The 12,979-nt window shown below is 69.4% G+C and carries 15 protein-coding genes; 11 read left to right on the top strand and 4 right to left on the bottom strand.

Annotated features, from left to right (window positions below):
- The first annotated feature begins 258 nt into the window (after nucleotides 1-258).
- Entirely contained in the window at nucleotides 259-1,905 is a 1,647-nt protein-coding gene (locus ABOZ73_RS06195; protein WP_369061597.1) for a M28 family metallopeptidase, read from the top strand.
- Nucleotides 1,906-1,947: 42 nt separating this feature from the next.
- A complete protein-coding gene (locus ABOZ73_RS06190) occupies nucleotides 1,948-3,336 on the top strand; it encodes an L-serine ammonia-lyase (protein ID WP_369061596.1) in 1,389 nt (462 codons plus the stop codon).
- A 4-nt stretch (nucleotides 3,337-3,340) separates the two neighbouring features.
- Here ABOZ73_RS06190 and ABOZ73_RS06185 read toward each other — a convergent pair whose 3' ends face one another.
- The 4 genes from ABOZ73_RS06185 to ABOZ73_RS06170 form a co-directional block, all read right to left on the bottom strand.
- Complete coding sequence (locus tag ABOZ73_RS06185; protein ID WP_369061594.1) at nucleotides 3,341-3,547, bottom strand: hypothetical protein; 207 nt, start codon at nucleotides 3,545-3,547, stop codon at nucleotides 3,341-3,343.
- An 88-nt stretch (nucleotides 3,548-3,635) separates the two neighbouring features.
- Nucleotides 3,636-4,955: a sensor histidine kinase gene (locus ABOZ73_RS06180; protein WP_369061592.1), complete on the bottom strand. Its 1,320-nt coding sequence runs from the start codon at nucleotides 4,953-4,955 to the stop codon at nucleotides 3,636-3,638.
- Entirely contained in the window at nucleotides 4,952-5,614 is a 663-nt protein-coding gene (locus ABOZ73_RS06175; protein ID WP_369061590.1) for a response regulator transcription factor, read from the bottom strand. The genes ABOZ73_RS06180 and ABOZ73_RS06175 overlap by 4 nt, the downstream gene beginning before the upstream one ends.
- Nucleotides 5,611-5,922 carry a PepSY domain-containing protein gene (locus tag ABOZ73_RS06170; protein ID WP_369061589.1) on the bottom strand — a complete coding sequence of 104 codons (312 nt, stop codon included), beginning with the start codon at nucleotides 5,920-5,922 and terminating at the stop codon, nucleotides 5,611-5,613. The genes ABOZ73_RS06175 and ABOZ73_RS06170 overlap by 4 nt, the downstream gene beginning before the upstream one ends.
- 108 nt (nucleotides 5,923-6,030) lie before the next feature.
- Here ABOZ73_RS06170 and ABOZ73_RS06165 point away from each other — a divergent pair, with 108 nt between their 5' ends.
- From ABOZ73_RS06165 to ABOZ73_RS06125, 9 genes are all read left to right on the top strand, one after another.
- Nucleotides 6,031-6,303, top strand: a complete 273-nt coding sequence (locus ABOZ73_RS06165; RefSeq protein WP_369061588.1) for a PepSY domain-containing protein — start codon at nucleotides 6,031-6,033, stop codon at nucleotides 6,301-6,303.
- A gap of 210 nt (nucleotides 6,304-6,513) precedes the next feature.
- Entirely contained in the window at nucleotides 6,514-7,623 is a 1,110-nt protein-coding gene (locus ABOZ73_RS06160) for an endonuclease/exonuclease/phosphatase family protein (RefSeq protein ID WP_369061586.1), read from the top strand.
- 64 nt (nucleotides 7,624-7,687) lie between these two features.
- Entirely contained in the window at nucleotides 7,688-8,485 is a 798-nt protein-coding gene (locus tag ABOZ73_RS06155; RefSeq protein WP_369061584.1) for a DUF72 domain-containing protein, read from the top strand.
- Nucleotides 8,486-8,507: 22 nt separating this feature from the next.
- Entirely contained in the window at nucleotides 8,508-9,188 is a 681-nt protein-coding gene (locus ABOZ73_RS06150; protein ID WP_369061582.1) for a beta/gamma crystallin-related protein, read from the top strand.
- Nucleotides 9,189-9,276: 88 nt separating this feature from the next.
- Nucleotides 9,277-9,915 carry a beta/gamma crystallin-related protein gene (locus ABOZ73_RS06145; protein ID WP_369061581.1) on the top strand — a complete coding sequence of 213 codons (639 nt, stop codon included), beginning with the start codon at nucleotides 9,277-9,279 and terminating at the stop codon, nucleotides 9,913-9,915.
- 75 nt (nucleotides 9,916-9,990) lie between these two features.
- On the top strand, nucleotides 9,991-10,617 hold the full coding sequence (locus tag ABOZ73_RS06140; RefSeq protein ID WP_369061580.1) for a TetR/AcrR family transcriptional regulator: 627 nt from the start codon (nucleotides 9,991-9,993) through the stop codon (nucleotides 10,615-10,617).
- Between the two features lie 9 nt (nucleotides 10,618-10,626).
- Nucleotides 10,627-11,673, top strand: a complete 1,047-nt coding sequence (locus tag ABOZ73_RS06135; protein ID WP_369061579.1) for an alpha/beta hydrolase — start codon at nucleotides 10,627-10,629, stop codon at nucleotides 11,671-11,673.
- Between the two features lie 2 nt (nucleotides 11,674-11,675).
- The gene (locus ABOZ73_RS06130) at nucleotides 11,676-12,659 is read left to right on the top strand and encodes an NADPH:quinone oxidoreductase family protein (protein ID WP_369061577.1); all 984 of its coding nucleotides are present in this window, start codon (nucleotides 11,676-11,678) and stop codon (nucleotides 12,657-12,659) included.
- A gap of 68 nt (nucleotides 12,660-12,727) precedes the next feature.
- Nucleotides 12,728-12,910, top strand: coding sequence for a DUF3606 domain-containing protein (locus ABOZ73_RS06125; RefSeq protein WP_277784511.1), 183 nt, complete (start codon nucleotides 12,728-12,730; stop codon nucleotides 12,908-12,910).
- Nucleotides 12,911-12,979: the final 69 nt, after the last annotated feature.

Raw genomic sequence — 12,979 nt, 5'->3', positions numbered from 1 at the left:
GATGGCTCCCTTGCCGACGACGGCGTGTTTGGCCGGAGATTAGGCGCAAAGCGCTCGTCGCTTCAAACGATCGTTCGAGTCTCTAGGGTCGCCAAAGACCCATCCGAAGATGCGGATGATGCTCTGATCGCGGCGCCATAAGCTCAAGTTTGCGACGTGACCGGTACCGCGACCGATGGTCTTTCGGACGGCCCTAGCGGCGGCGCAAAGGCGGCGCTAGGGTCCGCGCCTCAAAGATAAGGCCGTCTGGAAACGTCCATGAAAAAGCTCCTGTTCTGCACCGTCTTCGCCGCGCTGCCGGCCGTGGCATTCGCCGCGCCGCCGCTGGATACGGCCCGCCTCAAGGCTGATGTGAAGACCCTGTCCTCCGATGCGTTCGAGGGCCGCGGCCCCGCCACGGCGGGCGAGGTCAAGACCGTCGAATACATCTCCGCCCAGATGAAGGCCGCGGGCCTGGAGCCGGGCGGCGACCTGAAGGGCGGCAAGCGCGCCTGGACCCAGGATGTGCCGCTGGCCAAGTCCGACATCGTCGGCACGCCCAGCATCAGCCTGACGATCGGCGGGCTGTCCAAGCCCCTGCGCCAGGGCGACGACGTGGCCCTGCGCGCCAACATGCGCGGCGAAACCCACGTGTCGGTCAAGGACGCCCCGGTGGTGTTCGTCGGCTATGGCGTGAAGGCGCCCGAGAAGAACTGGGACGACTTCAAGGGCATGGACCTGAAGGGCAAGATCGCCCTGGTGCTGGTCAACGACCCGGACTTCGAAACGGGGCAGGGCGACTTCGGCGGCAAGGCCATGACCTATTACGGCCGCTGGACCTACAAGTACGAAGAGGCCGCGCGCCAGGGCGCCGTCGGCTTCATCGTCATCCATGAGACCGCCCCCGCTTCGTACGGCTGGAACACGGTCAAGAACTCCAACACCAACACCATGTTCGACGTGGTGCGTAAGAACCCGGGCGACACCCACGCGCCGGTCGAGGGCTGGATCCAGCGCGACCTGACCGTGGACCTGTTCAAGCAGGCCGGCCTGGACTTCGAGGCCCTGAAGAAGTCGGCCCAGAGCCGTACCTTCAAGCCGGTGGTCCTGAACGGCGTGACCTTTTCGACCGAGTACGACGTCAAGCAGGAGACGATCGTCTCCAAGAACGTGGTCGGCAAGCTGACCGGCAAGACGCGCCCCGACGAGACCGTGATCTACAGCGGTCACTGGGACCACCTGGGCGTCGGCCTGGCGGACGCCAAGGGCGACACGATCTACAACGGCGCCATCGACAACGCGACGGGCATCGCCGGCCTGCTGGAGCTGGGCCGCGCCTACGCCAAGGCCCCGCGCACGGCACGCACCGTGGTGTTCATGGCCGTGACGGCGGAAGAAAAGGGCCTGCTGGGCTCGGAGTTCTACGCCGCCAATCCGCTGTACCCGCTGGCCAAGACCGCCGGCGTCATCAACATGGACTCCATCAGCCCGCAGGGCCCGGCCAAGGACTTCACGATCAGCGGCTCGGCCGAGTTCGGCCTGCTGGACGATCTGATCGCCGAGGGCGCCAAGCAGAACCGCACCTTCATCCGCGATCCCAACCAGCAGTCGGGCGGCTTCTACCGTTCGGACCACTTCCCGTTCGCCAAGCGCGGCGTGCCGGCCCTGTCCTTCGGCTCGGGCCGCGACATGGTGGTGGGCGGCCGCGAGGCGTCCAAGGCCTGGGGCGAAACCTACGGCCGCGACCGCTATCACCAGCCGGCGGACGAGTTCGAGGAAAGCTGGCCGTTCACCGGCATGGCCGCCGACCTGGGCCTGCTCTACGACACGGGCCGCGCCCTGGCGGACTCCAACCGTTGGCCGGAATGGGCTGACGGCCAGGAGTTCAAGGCCGCCCGCGACGCGTCTAAGTCCGAACGCAAGTAAGGATCGCGCCGCCCGGGCTCATGTCCGGGCGGCCGTCTCGCCATGACCGCCAGCGTCTTCGACCTGTTCAAGCTCGGCGTCGGTCCCTCGAGCTCCCATACCATGGGGCCGATGACCGCCGCCGCCCGTTTCTGCGCGCGCCTTCGCGAGGCGGGGCTGCTGCCTCGCATCGCCCGCGTGGAGGTGAAGCTCTACGCCTCCCTCGCCCTCACCGGCCGGGGACACGCCACCGACACCGCCACGATCCTGGGACTGGCCGGCTTCGCGCCCGCCACCCTTGATCCGGACGAGGGCGACCGCGTCCTGGCGACGGTTCGCGCCGAACAACATCTGAAGCTGGCGGGCGAGGTCGACATCGCCTTCGACGAGGCGCGGGACATCGTCTGGGCCGGACACGAGCGCCTGCCGCAGCACCCCAACGCCCTGACCTTCACCGCCTTCGACGCGGCGGGGGAGGTGCTGGACCAGCGGACCTGGTTCTCCATCGGCGGCGGCTTCGTCCGCGACGAGGAGGAGATGGGCTCCAACGACCGGGACGAAGCCGGCCCCGAAGTTCCACACCCCTTCGAGTCCGGCGCTGATCTATTGGCCCGGGCCGAGGCGGCGGGCCTGACCATCGCCGAGCTGATGCTGCAGAACGAAACCGCCGTGCGTCCGAAGGCGGACGTGCTGGCGGGGCTGGACGCGGTGTTCGGGGCCATGGAGGCCTGCATCGACCGGGGCTTGCGCCAGGAGGGCGCCTTGCCCGGCGGCCTGAACGTCAAGCGCCGCGCCAAGCAGGTTCATGACAAGGTCCGCGACCGCATGGAGCGCCAGATCAGCGACCCGCTGGCCGCCATGGATTTCGTGAACCTCTGGGCTCTGGCCGTGAACGAGGAGAACGCCGCCGGCGGCCGCGTGGTCACCGCCCCGACCAACGGCGCGGCGGGCCTGATCCCGGCGGTGCTGCGGTTCTTCGTGCGCTTCCACAAGGGCACGCCCGAGCAGATCCACACCTTCCTGCTGACCGCCGCCGCCATCGGCGCGCTGTACAAGCGCAACGCCTCGATCAGCGGGGCCGAGGTGGGCTGTCAGGGCGAGGTGGGCGTGGCCTGCTCCATGGCCGCCGCCGGACTGGCCGCGGCCCTGGGCGCCACCAACGCCCAGATCGAGAACGCCGCCGAGATCGGCATGGAGCACAATCTGGGCCTGACCTGCGATCCCATCGGCGGGCTGGTGCAGATCCCCTGTATCGAGCGCAACGCCATGGGCGCGATCAAGGCCATCGACGCCGCGCGCCTGGCGCTGCTGGGCGACGGCCAGCATTCGGTCAGCCTGGACAAGGTCATCGCCACCATGAAGCGCACGGGCGACGACATGAGCGAGATCTACAAGGAGACCTCGCTCGGGGGGCTGGCGGTCGGCCTGGCGGTCAACCGCGTGGAATGCTGACCGCTCAGGACGCCCGGGCGGCGCGGCTCAGCCGGGTGCTCAGCGCCCGGCGATAGACCTCGCTGCGGACATAGTCGTCGTAACCGGCCTCAAAGCTGCCGGCCGAGCGGCGCAGTTCCAGGATGATCTTGCGATAGCGGTCGCCGTTGCGCTCCGGCGGCATGGACAGGACCGTGGCCGCGTCCTGCAGCAACTCTGAAATCTGGGTCATGACGTCTCCCTGTCGATGGGTTGGCGTTCGGTGCTGAAGCTTGAACGCACGAACCTGACGTTCGGCTGACGTCGATGACGCGGTGATGTCAGATTTTCGGAGAAAGCCGCGCCAGCAGGCCGCCGAGCGGGCTTTTTTCCAGATTTAGCGACCAGTCATAGGCGGCCAGCACCTCCGAGGCGATGGCCAGGCCCAAACCCGCGCCGCCGCGTTCATCCAACCGCACGCCGCGGCGCAGAGCTGTTTGGCGCTGGTTTTCGTCCATACCCGGTCCGTCATCCTCGACCACCAGCGCGCCGTCCTCGACGCTCACCCGCACCTGGCCGCGGGCGTGTCGCGCGGCGTTGTCCAGAATGGCGCCCAGGGCCTCGGCCAGATCGGCATGGCTGATCGGCCCGACCGCGTCCTCGGGAACCTCATTGCGCCAGGTAAGGCCTTCGCCGTCGGTGGTGCGCGAGACCACCCGGATCAGCTGGCTGGCGACCGTATGCAGGCGGCAGGCCTGGCGCGGCGCCTCGGCGGCGGCGGCGGCGCGCACCCGGGTCAGTTCACGGTCCACCTGCCGCTCCATGGCGGTCACGGCGGCTTTCAGGGCGGCCGCCGCATCCTCGTGCCCGTCGGCGGACAGGCGGCCCGCCTGGTTGCGCAGGGCCGATAGCGGCGTCTTCAGCCCATGGGCCAGGTCGCCGGCCCGGGCCTGGGCGGCCTGGATGGAGGCGGCGCGGGCGTCGAGCAGACGGTTGATGGCGGCGACCAGGGGCAGGACTTCGGTGGAATGGCGCTCGGGCAGGCGGGCCTGCGGATCGTCGTCCAGCCGGTCCGCCGCGCTGCGCAGGCGCTCCAGGGGTCTCAGGCCGACCTCCACCTGGAACCAGGCGGCGAGCGACAGGGCGATGCCCACGACGATCAGCGACAGAGCCAGATCCTGGTTGAACTCATGGCGCGCGTCGGCCACGGCGGTGTCGTCCATCGCCGCCTGCAGGACGGCGGGATAGGGCTCTCCGCCCCGGATCAGGCGCACCCGCCGCTCGGCGACCAAAAGCCCGGCTTCTCGACGGGGACGACCAGTCTCGGTCTCGACGCCCGGCGGCGGCAGTTGCCGGTCCCACAGCGAGCGGGAATGAAACTGCGTCCCGTCCGCCGGGTTGGTCACCGCCCAGTAGACCCCGCTGAGGGGCTGGTTGAACCGCGTGTCGCTGAGCGGACGGGAAAGGGCCAACTGGAGCTCAGGCGTCAGAGTCAGCCGAGCGGCCAGGCTCTGGACGTGCATGTCCAACTGCTCGCCATAGCGGCGCTCCACATGCCGTTCGAACATGGCCGACAGGGCGATGAAGGCCACGAACAGGGCCGTGGCGATGGCCGCGCCGGCCGTGGCCAACAGCCGCAGGCGCAAGGACCCGCTCTTCATGCGCCCGCCGCCAGGCCGTAGCCGAAACCCCGCCGGGTCTCGATCACCTTCGGTCCGGTCTTTCGGCGCAAGCGGGCGATCAAGGCTTCCAGCGCATTGGGATCGCGGGCGTCGGCGTCGCCATAGACGTGCTCGGCCAGTTCCGCCGGGGGCACGATGCGCTCGCCGTGATGCGCCAGGTAGTGCAGCAGCCGGTATTCCAGCGGCGACAGCTCCAGCGCCCGACCGTTCACCGCCGCCGACATGCGGCGCGTGTCGATCACCAGCGGCCCGCAGGTCAGCACCGCCGCGGCCTGTCCCGCCGCGCGGCGAGTGAGGGCGCGCAGGCGCGAGACCAGCTCCACCATCTCGAAGGGCTTGGCCAGATAGTCGTCAGCGCCGGCGTCGATGCCCTCGACCCGCTCCATCCACGAGCCCCGGGCGCTCAGCACGATGACCGGCATGCGGTTGCCCGCCCCGCGCCACAGCTTCAGCACGCTGAGTCCGTCGCGGAACGGCAGGCCCAGGTCCAGCACCACGGCGTCGAAGGTCTCGGTATCACCCAGGAACCAGGCCGACTCGCCATCTTCGACGGTCTCCACGGCGAAGCCGCTGGCGGTCAGGGCCTCGGCCAAGTCGGCGCGCAGGACGGCGTCATCCTCGACGACCAAGACCCTCATGGCCGCTCGATCTCGATTTCCAGCACCTGGGCGGTCTTGGCGTCCATCTCCACCTCGCGGATCGCCCCGTCGGGTTGCAGGACCTTGAACTCATAGACCCAGCGCCCGCGTTCGCGCTCGAACTCTATGTCGATGACCTCGCCGGGCGCGACCTTGGCCAGGCGCTGCAGCATGACGTCGAGCGGCAGGGCCTCGCCCTTGGCCACGGCCTTGCGGGCGCGCTGGTGGTCAGCGTCGCCGGCCAGGGCGGGGGAGCCGAGGCTGAGGGCGGCCAGGAGGGCCAGAAGGGGAAGGCGTGTGACGCGCATGGGAAAGCTCTGCCCCATCAAACCTGACGCGCGGCTGACGGCCAAGACCGGCGAGACGTCAGGGCGAGGGGCGCAGGCTGGCGGGGTTCAATCACGAAAGGCGAACCCATGACCTTCAAGACCCGCAACATCATCCTGGCCGCCGGCGCGGCCGTCCTCGTCGCCGGCGGCGCCGTGGCCATCGCCCAGACGGCGGCTCCGGCTCATGACGGCAAGTTCTCCGTCGCCGCCGAACGCGTCGAGGCCCAAGGCTACACCATCCTGGAGATGGACCGCGACCGCAGCGGCTTCGACGTCGAAGCCGTCGCCAGCGACGGCCGCCGCATGGAGCTGGACGTGGACGCCGCCGGCAAGATCGTCCGCGAGCGCCTCGACGACTAGGTCCCGTCGTGGGGGTTTGTGACGGTGAGCGTCACAAACCCCCACGGAACTTTCGCCGCCTCTTCATAACGACGTCATCGAAGCAGGAGAGAGAAGCCACGCCGGGAATAGATCAACAGACATCCGGCTGCGTCTGAACAACGCGGACCGCGATCGCCTTCTGAACTCTAGGCGGTCAAGCATCGCGGCTCGCACGTCTAGGAGCGGCTTATGGCTTATCTGGCGACTGCGACCCTGGCGGCGGCCTTGACGGCCGCCTCCGCGGCGATCCCCAATGAAACACCTTCCATTCTCACCGCCCCCGTCACGCCCGCAGCGGAACTGACGGCGAAGGCTGATCTGCAGAGCACCGAGATCAGCTTGCTCACCTACAATGTGAAGGGACTGCCTTGGCCGATCGCCAAGGGCCGGGCCGACGCCCTGCGCGAGATCGGCGAGGAACTGGCGCTGCTGCGCCGCGAGGGGCGGCAGCCCGATGTCGTCCTGATCCAGGAAGGCTTCCGCGACGAGGTCGAGGACCTGGTCGCCGCCAGCGGTTACGCCCATTGGGCCCGTGGTCCGGGCCGGTCCGAACGAGCCGCCGGTCCCGCGCCGGAGGAGGGCAAGCTGTTCCGGCCCATCCGCTACCTGCGGTCGGGCGAGGGCTGGGGCAAGTTCACCGGCGCCGGCCTGCACGTGCTCAGCGACCTGCCGATCCTGGAGGTTCGCAACGCGCCCTATCGCTACTGCGCCGGCTTCGACTGCCTGGCCAACAAGGGCGTGATGATGGTGCGCCTTTCCCTGCCCGGCGGGCCGGGGGAGATCGACATCGTCAACACCCACATGAACTCCCGCAAGGCGGCCAAGGTGCCGACCGAGCGCTCCTTGCAGGCCCACCGCCTGCAGACGGACGAGCTGCTGGGCTTCATCAAGACCCACTGGACCGCCGAGCGCCCGCTGCTGGTCGGCGGCGACTTCAACGTCAAGAACGCCCCCGACCGCTATGGCTGGCGCGCCTCGGTCCGTCCCTATCAGGTGGTCAGCGAGTTCTGCAGCCAGACCATCTGCGAAGGGCAGGGGACCGCCGCCGAGCCGTGGCTGAAGTCCCAGGACCTGCAAGCCTTCGTCAGCAAGGGACCGGTCGATGTCCGCCCGATCCGCATCGAGACCCTGTTCGGCATGGACGGGCTGAAGGGGCGGCTTTCGGACCACGATGGCTACCTCGTCCGCTATCGCCTGAGCTGGAGCCCGACTGTCCTGGCGACGGTCCGCAACGTCGGCCCGGTCGAGGTGCGGCCGCAGTTCAAGAATCCCGGCCTTCGGGTGTCTGTGAAGTACTGAGCGCACAGGGCTGGCGAAGCGGCGTGTGGAATGCTGAATTGGCGGCCTGCGTATGGAGGTCGCCATGTCCAAGGGTAAGGTTCGCGCCGGCATCGGCGGCTGGATTTTCGAGCCGTGGCGCGGGGTCTTTTACCCCGACGACCTGAAGCAGAAGGACGAGCTGTCCTACGCCAGCCGCCACCTGACGGCGATCGAGATCAACTCCACCTACTATTCCAGCCAGAAGCCGGCCACCTTCGCCAAGTGGCGGGATGATACGCCCGAAGGCTTCGTCTTTTCGGCCAAGGCGTCGCGCTACTGCACCAACCGCCGGGTCCTGGCCGAGGCAGGCGAGTCCATCGAGAAGTTCGTCACCCAGGGCATCACCGAGCTGGGCGACCGCCTGGGGCCGATCGTCTGGCAGTTCATGGCCACCAAGAAGTTCGACCCGGACGATTTCGGCGCCTTCCTGCAACTCCTGCCGCGCAAGCAGGACGGCCTGGCCCTGCGCCATGTGATGGAGGTGCGCCACGACAGCTTCTCCAGCCCCGAGTTCGTCGCCCTGTGCCGCAAGCACGACGTCGCCATCTGCCTGGCCGATCACGAGACCTTCCCGATGATCCCGGACGTGACGTCCAGCCTTGTCTACGCCCGCCTAATGACCGGCGTGGACGAGGTTCCGACCGCCTACAAGCCGGCGGAGATCAAGCGCTGGGCCGAACGGTTCGAGACCTACGCCAGCGGCGGCGCGCCCGACGACCTGCACCTCGTATCGCCTGAAGAAGCTTCACGGGAACCGAGGGACGTGTTCGCGTTCTTCATCCACGAAGGAAAGGTGCGCGCGCCCGCCGCTGCACAAGCCCTGATCAAGGCGCTGGATTGAGAGCTCGACACGAATGAAAGCCATGAACCGTCTCATCCTTGTCGCGGCCGCCATGGCCGTGGCCCTGCCGGCGGCGGCCCAGTGGCGGCCGGGCCGTCCTGACCGCCCCGACCGCTGGGAGCGGCCGAGCCTGACCCTGTTCGAGCGCCCGAACTTCCGGGGCCGCTCCATCACCTTCACGGGCAGCGTTCGCAACCTGGCCGACACCGGTTTCAACGATCGGGCCGGCAGCGCGCGGGTCAGCGGCGTCTGGCGTCTTTGCGAGGATCGCGACTATCGCAGCCGCTGCGAGGTGGTGGACCGCGACGTGGCCAACCTCGGCGCGTTCGGCATGGACCGCAGGGTCTCCTCCGCCGCCTGGGTCGAGAACGGCCGTCCCGGTCCCGGCAATGGCCCCGGTCCGGGCCCTGGCGGTCCCGGCTTCCCCGGCGGCGGCCCTCGCCCCGGCGATCCGCCGATGCTGATCCTGTTCAGCGAGCCGAACTTCCGCGGCCAGCGGGTCGAGGTGTTCGATACGGTCGGCAACCTGTCCAGCCGCGGCTTCAACGACCGGGCCATGAGCGCCCGGGCCATCGGCCGCTGGCAGGTCTGCGAGGACCGCGATTTCGGCCGCCGCTGCGAGATGCTGGCCGGTGATTTCGGCGACCTGGGCATTCTCGGCATGAACCGGCTGATCACCTCGGCCCGCCCGCTGGGCCGATAAGCTGCGCTTGACCGCCGGTCTGTTCGGCGCGACAGACCGGCGACGGCGCATCTGTCAGCGCCCCGCGTAATTTCTCAGGAGCGCGCCGATGAAGCGTCTGATCCTCGCCGCCGGTCTGCTGGCCCTGGCCGCCCCGTCCGCCCACGCCCTGCCCAAGCCGAACCTGCCGGACATCGGCGCCATCCCCGGCCGCCTGTTCCCGCAGAAGGAAGAGCGCCGCCTCGTCCTGTTCGAGGGGCCGCACTATACCGGCCGCGCGGTGACCATCCGCACCGCCGAAAGCAACCTGACCCGCCTGCACATGAACGACCGCGCCAAGAGCGCCCGGATCGTCGGCCAGTGGCGCCTGTGCGAGGACTCCCGCCTGCGCGGCAAGTGCGAGGTGGTTTCCGCCGACATCCCTGATCTGGCCGCCGCCGGCCTGCCGGCCCTGTCGTCCGCCGCCTTCGTGCGCGGTTCGGGCCAGCCCAAGCCGGCCAAGGTCGCGCCGGTCCTGACACTCTATTCGCTGCCGGACTTCCAGGGCGAGGCCGTCGAGTTGACCGCCAAGTCGGGCCCTCTGGCCAAGCAGTCCTTCAACGACAAGGCCATGAGCGCCCGCGCAGTCGGCCTGTGGAGCATCTGCGAGGACGACAACTACGGCAGCCGCTGCCAGACCGTGGAGGGCGAGGTGCGCAATCTCGGCGTCCTGCGCGGCCGCGTCTCCTCGGTGCGCCCCGGACGCTGAACGCTTGCGCGGCGCGACCGATTGAGGCTCTGATCGTGACGCGGCGTCAGATTCGAGCCGCGCTTGAAGCGCACGATGTCACAAGTCGCCTACCTGCCCGTCGGCAAGCGTGAACAGACCAAGGCGGCCAACCGCCGATCCATACTGGACGCCGCCCGCGAGGTGTTTGGCGAGCTGGGCTACGAAAGCGCCACGGTGCGCGACATCATCCGCCGCACGGGTCTGTCGGTAGGGGCCTTCTACAACTACTACCGGTCCAAGGAGGAGGTGTTCGAGGCCCTGGCCGATGACGGCGCCCGCCGCTTCCGCCCGCTGCTTCGCGCCGCCTACGACAACGCCGACGGCTTCGAGACCTATGTTCGGGGCGCGATCCAGGCCTATTTCGACTTCCTGGCCGACGAGCACGAGAACTGGCAGGCCCGCCGTCCGGCGGGCGAGCGCCAGCCCCACACCCAGGTCCAGACGCCCGAGATGGCCGCGGTGTTCGACGAGATCCGCGACGCCCTGGCCGAGGTGATGGAGCGCGGCGACGCCCCACGCGTCGATCCCGACTACCTGGCCGTGGCCTGTATCGCCGTCTCCCGCGAGATCGGCGAGAAGATGCTGCAGCGCCGCCCCATCGACACTCGCGCCGCCGCCGATTTCGCCGTGGCGCTGATCCTGGGCGGCGTCGCCGCTCTCCCGCGCCTTTACGCCGACTAGAGGTCGACCATGGCCGACACCGCCGTCCAGAAGCTGGTTCTGAAGACCATCCTGTCCCTGCCGACCCCGCTGCTACGGGCTATGTCGGGCGGCGGCGTGGTCTGGCGGGGCGGGCGCACCCTCGATCCCCGCTTCCAGTTCTTCGCCCACGCGGCGCGCAAGCTGCCCTCCATGACCACCCTGTCGCCGGAGGAGGCCCGCGCCGGCAGCGCCCGCGCCCTGGCCGTGGTCTCCGGCCCGGTCGAGCCGGGCGTGCGGGTCGAGAACCTGTCCATCGACGGGCCGGCGGGGGCGATCCCCCTGCGGGCCTATCGGCCGGAAAACCAGGACCCCTCAGCCCCGATCATGGTCTTCGCCCATTTCGGCGGCGGGGTGATCGGCGACCTGGAGACCTGCAACGCCTTCTGCTCGATCATCGCCAGGCGCGTGCGCTGCGCGGTGATTTCGGTGGACTACCGCCTGGCGCCCGACCATCGCTTCCCCACGGGACTGGAGGATGTGCTGGCCGCCTATCGCTGGGCCCGCGACAACGCCGACCGCTTCGGCGCGCCGACGGGGACCGCGGCCATCGGCGGCGATTCCATAGGCGGCAACTTCGCCGCCATCATCGCCCAGGACATGAAGCGCGCCGGCGAGCCTCAGCCCGCCCTGCAGCTTCTGATCTATCCCGCCGTGGACGTGGCCAGCGAGACGCAGTCCATGACCACCTACGCCGACGCCTATCCCCTGTCGCGGCCGATCATGGACTGGTTCATGGGGCACTATATCGGCCCCGACGCCGGCCCCGCCGATCCGCGCCTGTCGCCCAACGTGACCAAGGACCTGTCGCGCCTGGCGCCGGCGGTGGTGATCACCGCCGGCTTCGACCCCCTGGTCGACCAGGGCGAGGCCTACGCCAAGGCGTTAAAGGCGTCTGGTACGCCGACGGTCTATCGCTGCTATGACAGCCTGGCCCATGGCTTCACCGCCTTCACCGGGGCGGTGCCCGCCGCCGACGCCGCCTGCCGCGAGATCGCCGACCTGATCCGCCAGGCCTACGACGGCCAGCCGACCTAGCCGTGCGCGCCCTGGTCGTCGAAAGCCTGGGCCCCGACTACGCCGGCTGCGCGGTGCGCGAGGTCCCGACGCCGAAACCCGGTCCGGGCGAGGTGCTGGTCCGCGTCCGCGCCGCCAGCGTCAATTTCCCCGACCTACTGATGACGCGCGGCGAGTACCAGCTGAAGCCGCCCCTGCCGTTCACCCCCGGCCTCGACCTGGCGGGCGAGGTGGCGGCCCTGGGCGAGGGCGTCGATTCGTTCGAGGTCGGCGACGCGGTTGTCGGCGGTGCGCGCCTGGGGGGATTCGCCCAGTACGCCGTCCTGTCGGCCGCCGGTCTGAAGCCCAAGCCGCAAGGCCTGTCCTTCGCCCAGGCCGCCGCCTATGGCGCGGCCTATCTGACCGCCTGGGTGTCCCTGGTCCGCCGCGCGCGCCTGGAGCCGGGGGAGTGGGTTCTGGTCCATGGCGCGGCCGGGGGCGTGGGTCTGGCGGCCGTCGATCTGGCCAAGGCGCTGGGCGCTCGGGTGATCGCCGCCTCCGCTTCCGACGAGAAGCTGGCGATTCTCCAGTCCGAATACGCCCCTGACGCGGTGGTGAACGTCACGGGCGGCTTTCGCGAGCAGGTGAAGGCGATCACCGGCGGGCGCGGGGCCGACGTCATTTATGATCCCGTGGGCGGCGATATCTTCGACGAGAGCTGCCGCTGCATCGCCTTTGACGGCCGCCTGCTGGTGGTGGGCTTCACCTCCGGCCGCATCCCCACCGTCGACGCCAACATCCCGCTCATCAAGGGATTCTCCGTGATGGGCGTGCGGGCCGGGGAATATGGACGCCAGTTCCCCGAGCGCGGGGCGCAGGACAGGGAATCGGTCTGGCGCCTGGCCGACGAGGGGCGAATCCGCCCCCGCGTCCATGCCGAGCTGCCCCTGGACCGTTGGCGCGAGGCCTTCGACCTGCTGGCCGACCGCCAGGTGGTGGGCAAGGCGGTCATTCGCCCCGATCTCTAGGCTCGCGGCGGGCTTGCGCCTATCTTGCGGCTGCGTCGGCGCTTCGCCAGGGGCGCGGGAGGCCGAGAATGGCGGGACTGAAAGACAAGCGCGGCTTTATCGACAAGGAGCGCCTGGACCTGTCGGAGCGCCAGGCCGTGGAATACTGGATGAAACGCTGGGGCGTGACCCGCGACCAGATCACCGCCGCGCACCGCAAGGTCGGCCGCCTGACCAAGGACATCGCCGCCGAACTCGGCAAGAAGCGATAGGGATCCCGCCGCCCGTCGGGGGGCCGAAACCCGGCCCGGCGGGCCAGACTCAAGTTGACAGGCCGGCGG

It is taken from the genome of Caulobacter sp. 73W (assembly GCF_041021955.1).
Lineage (GTDB): Bacteria > Pseudomonadota > Alphaproteobacteria > Caulobacterales > Caulobacteraceae > Caulobacter.
The sequence above is the reverse complement of the archived record's forward strand: the minus strand, read 5'-3'. Positions and strand labels throughout refer to the sequence as shown.

Bases quoted from the DNA above. Each gene is read 5' to 3' on its own strand.
- ABOZ73_RS06195 (WP_369061597.1), top strand. From the start codon at position 259: ATGAAAAAGCTCCTGTTCTGCACCGTCTTCGCCGCGCTGCCGGCCGTG.
- ABOZ73_RS06190 (WP_369061596.1), top strand. From the start codon at position 1,948: ATGACCGCCAGCGTCTTCGACCTGTTCAAGCTCGGCGTCGGTCCCTCG.
- ABOZ73_RS06185 (WP_369061594.1), bottom strand. From the start codon at position 3,547: ATGACCCAGATTTCAGAGTTGCTGCAGGACGCGGCCACGGTCCTGTCC.
- ABOZ73_RS06180 (WP_369061592.1), bottom strand. From the start codon at position 4,955: ATGAAGAGCGGGTCCTTGCGCCTGCGGCTGTTGGCCACGGCCGGCGCG.
- ABOZ73_RS06175 (WP_369061590.1), bottom strand. From the start codon at position 5,614: ATGAGGGTCTTGGTCGTCGAGGATGACGCCGTCCTGCGCGCCGACTTG.
- ABOZ73_RS06170 (WP_369061589.1), bottom strand. From the start codon at position 5,922: ATGCGCGTCACACGCCTTCCCCTTCTGGCCCTCCTGGCCGCCCTCAGC.
- ABOZ73_RS06165 (WP_369061588.1), top strand. From the start codon at position 6,031: ATGACCTTCAAGACCCGCAACATCATCCTGGCCGCCGGCGCGGCCGTC.
- ABOZ73_RS06160 (WP_369061586.1), top strand. From the start codon at position 6,514: ATGGCTTATCTGGCGACTGCGACCCTGGCGGCGGCCTTGACGGCCGCC.
- ABOZ73_RS06155 (WP_369061584.1), top strand. From the start codon at position 7,688: ATGTCCAAGGGTAAGGTTCGCGCCGGCATCGGCGGCTGGATTTTCGAG.
- ABOZ73_RS06150 (WP_369061582.1), top strand. From the start codon at position 8,508: ATGAACCGTCTCATCCTTGTCGCGGCCGCCATGGCCGTGGCCCTGCCG.
- ABOZ73_RS06145 (WP_369061581.1), top strand. From the start codon at position 9,277: ATGAAGCGTCTGATCCTCGCCGCCGGTCTGCTGGCCCTGGCCGCCCCG.
- ABOZ73_RS06140 (WP_369061580.1), top strand. From the start codon at position 9,991: ATGTCACAAGTCGCCTACCTGCCCGTCGGCAAGCGTGAACAGACCAAG.
- ABOZ73_RS06135 (WP_369061579.1), top strand. From the start codon at position 10,627: ATGGCCGACACCGCCGTCCAGAAGCTGGTTCTGAAGACCATCCTGTCC.
- ABOZ73_RS06125 (WP_277784511.1), top strand. From the start codon at position 12,728: ATGGCGGGACTGAAAGACAAGCGCGGCTTTATCGACAAGGAGCGCCTG.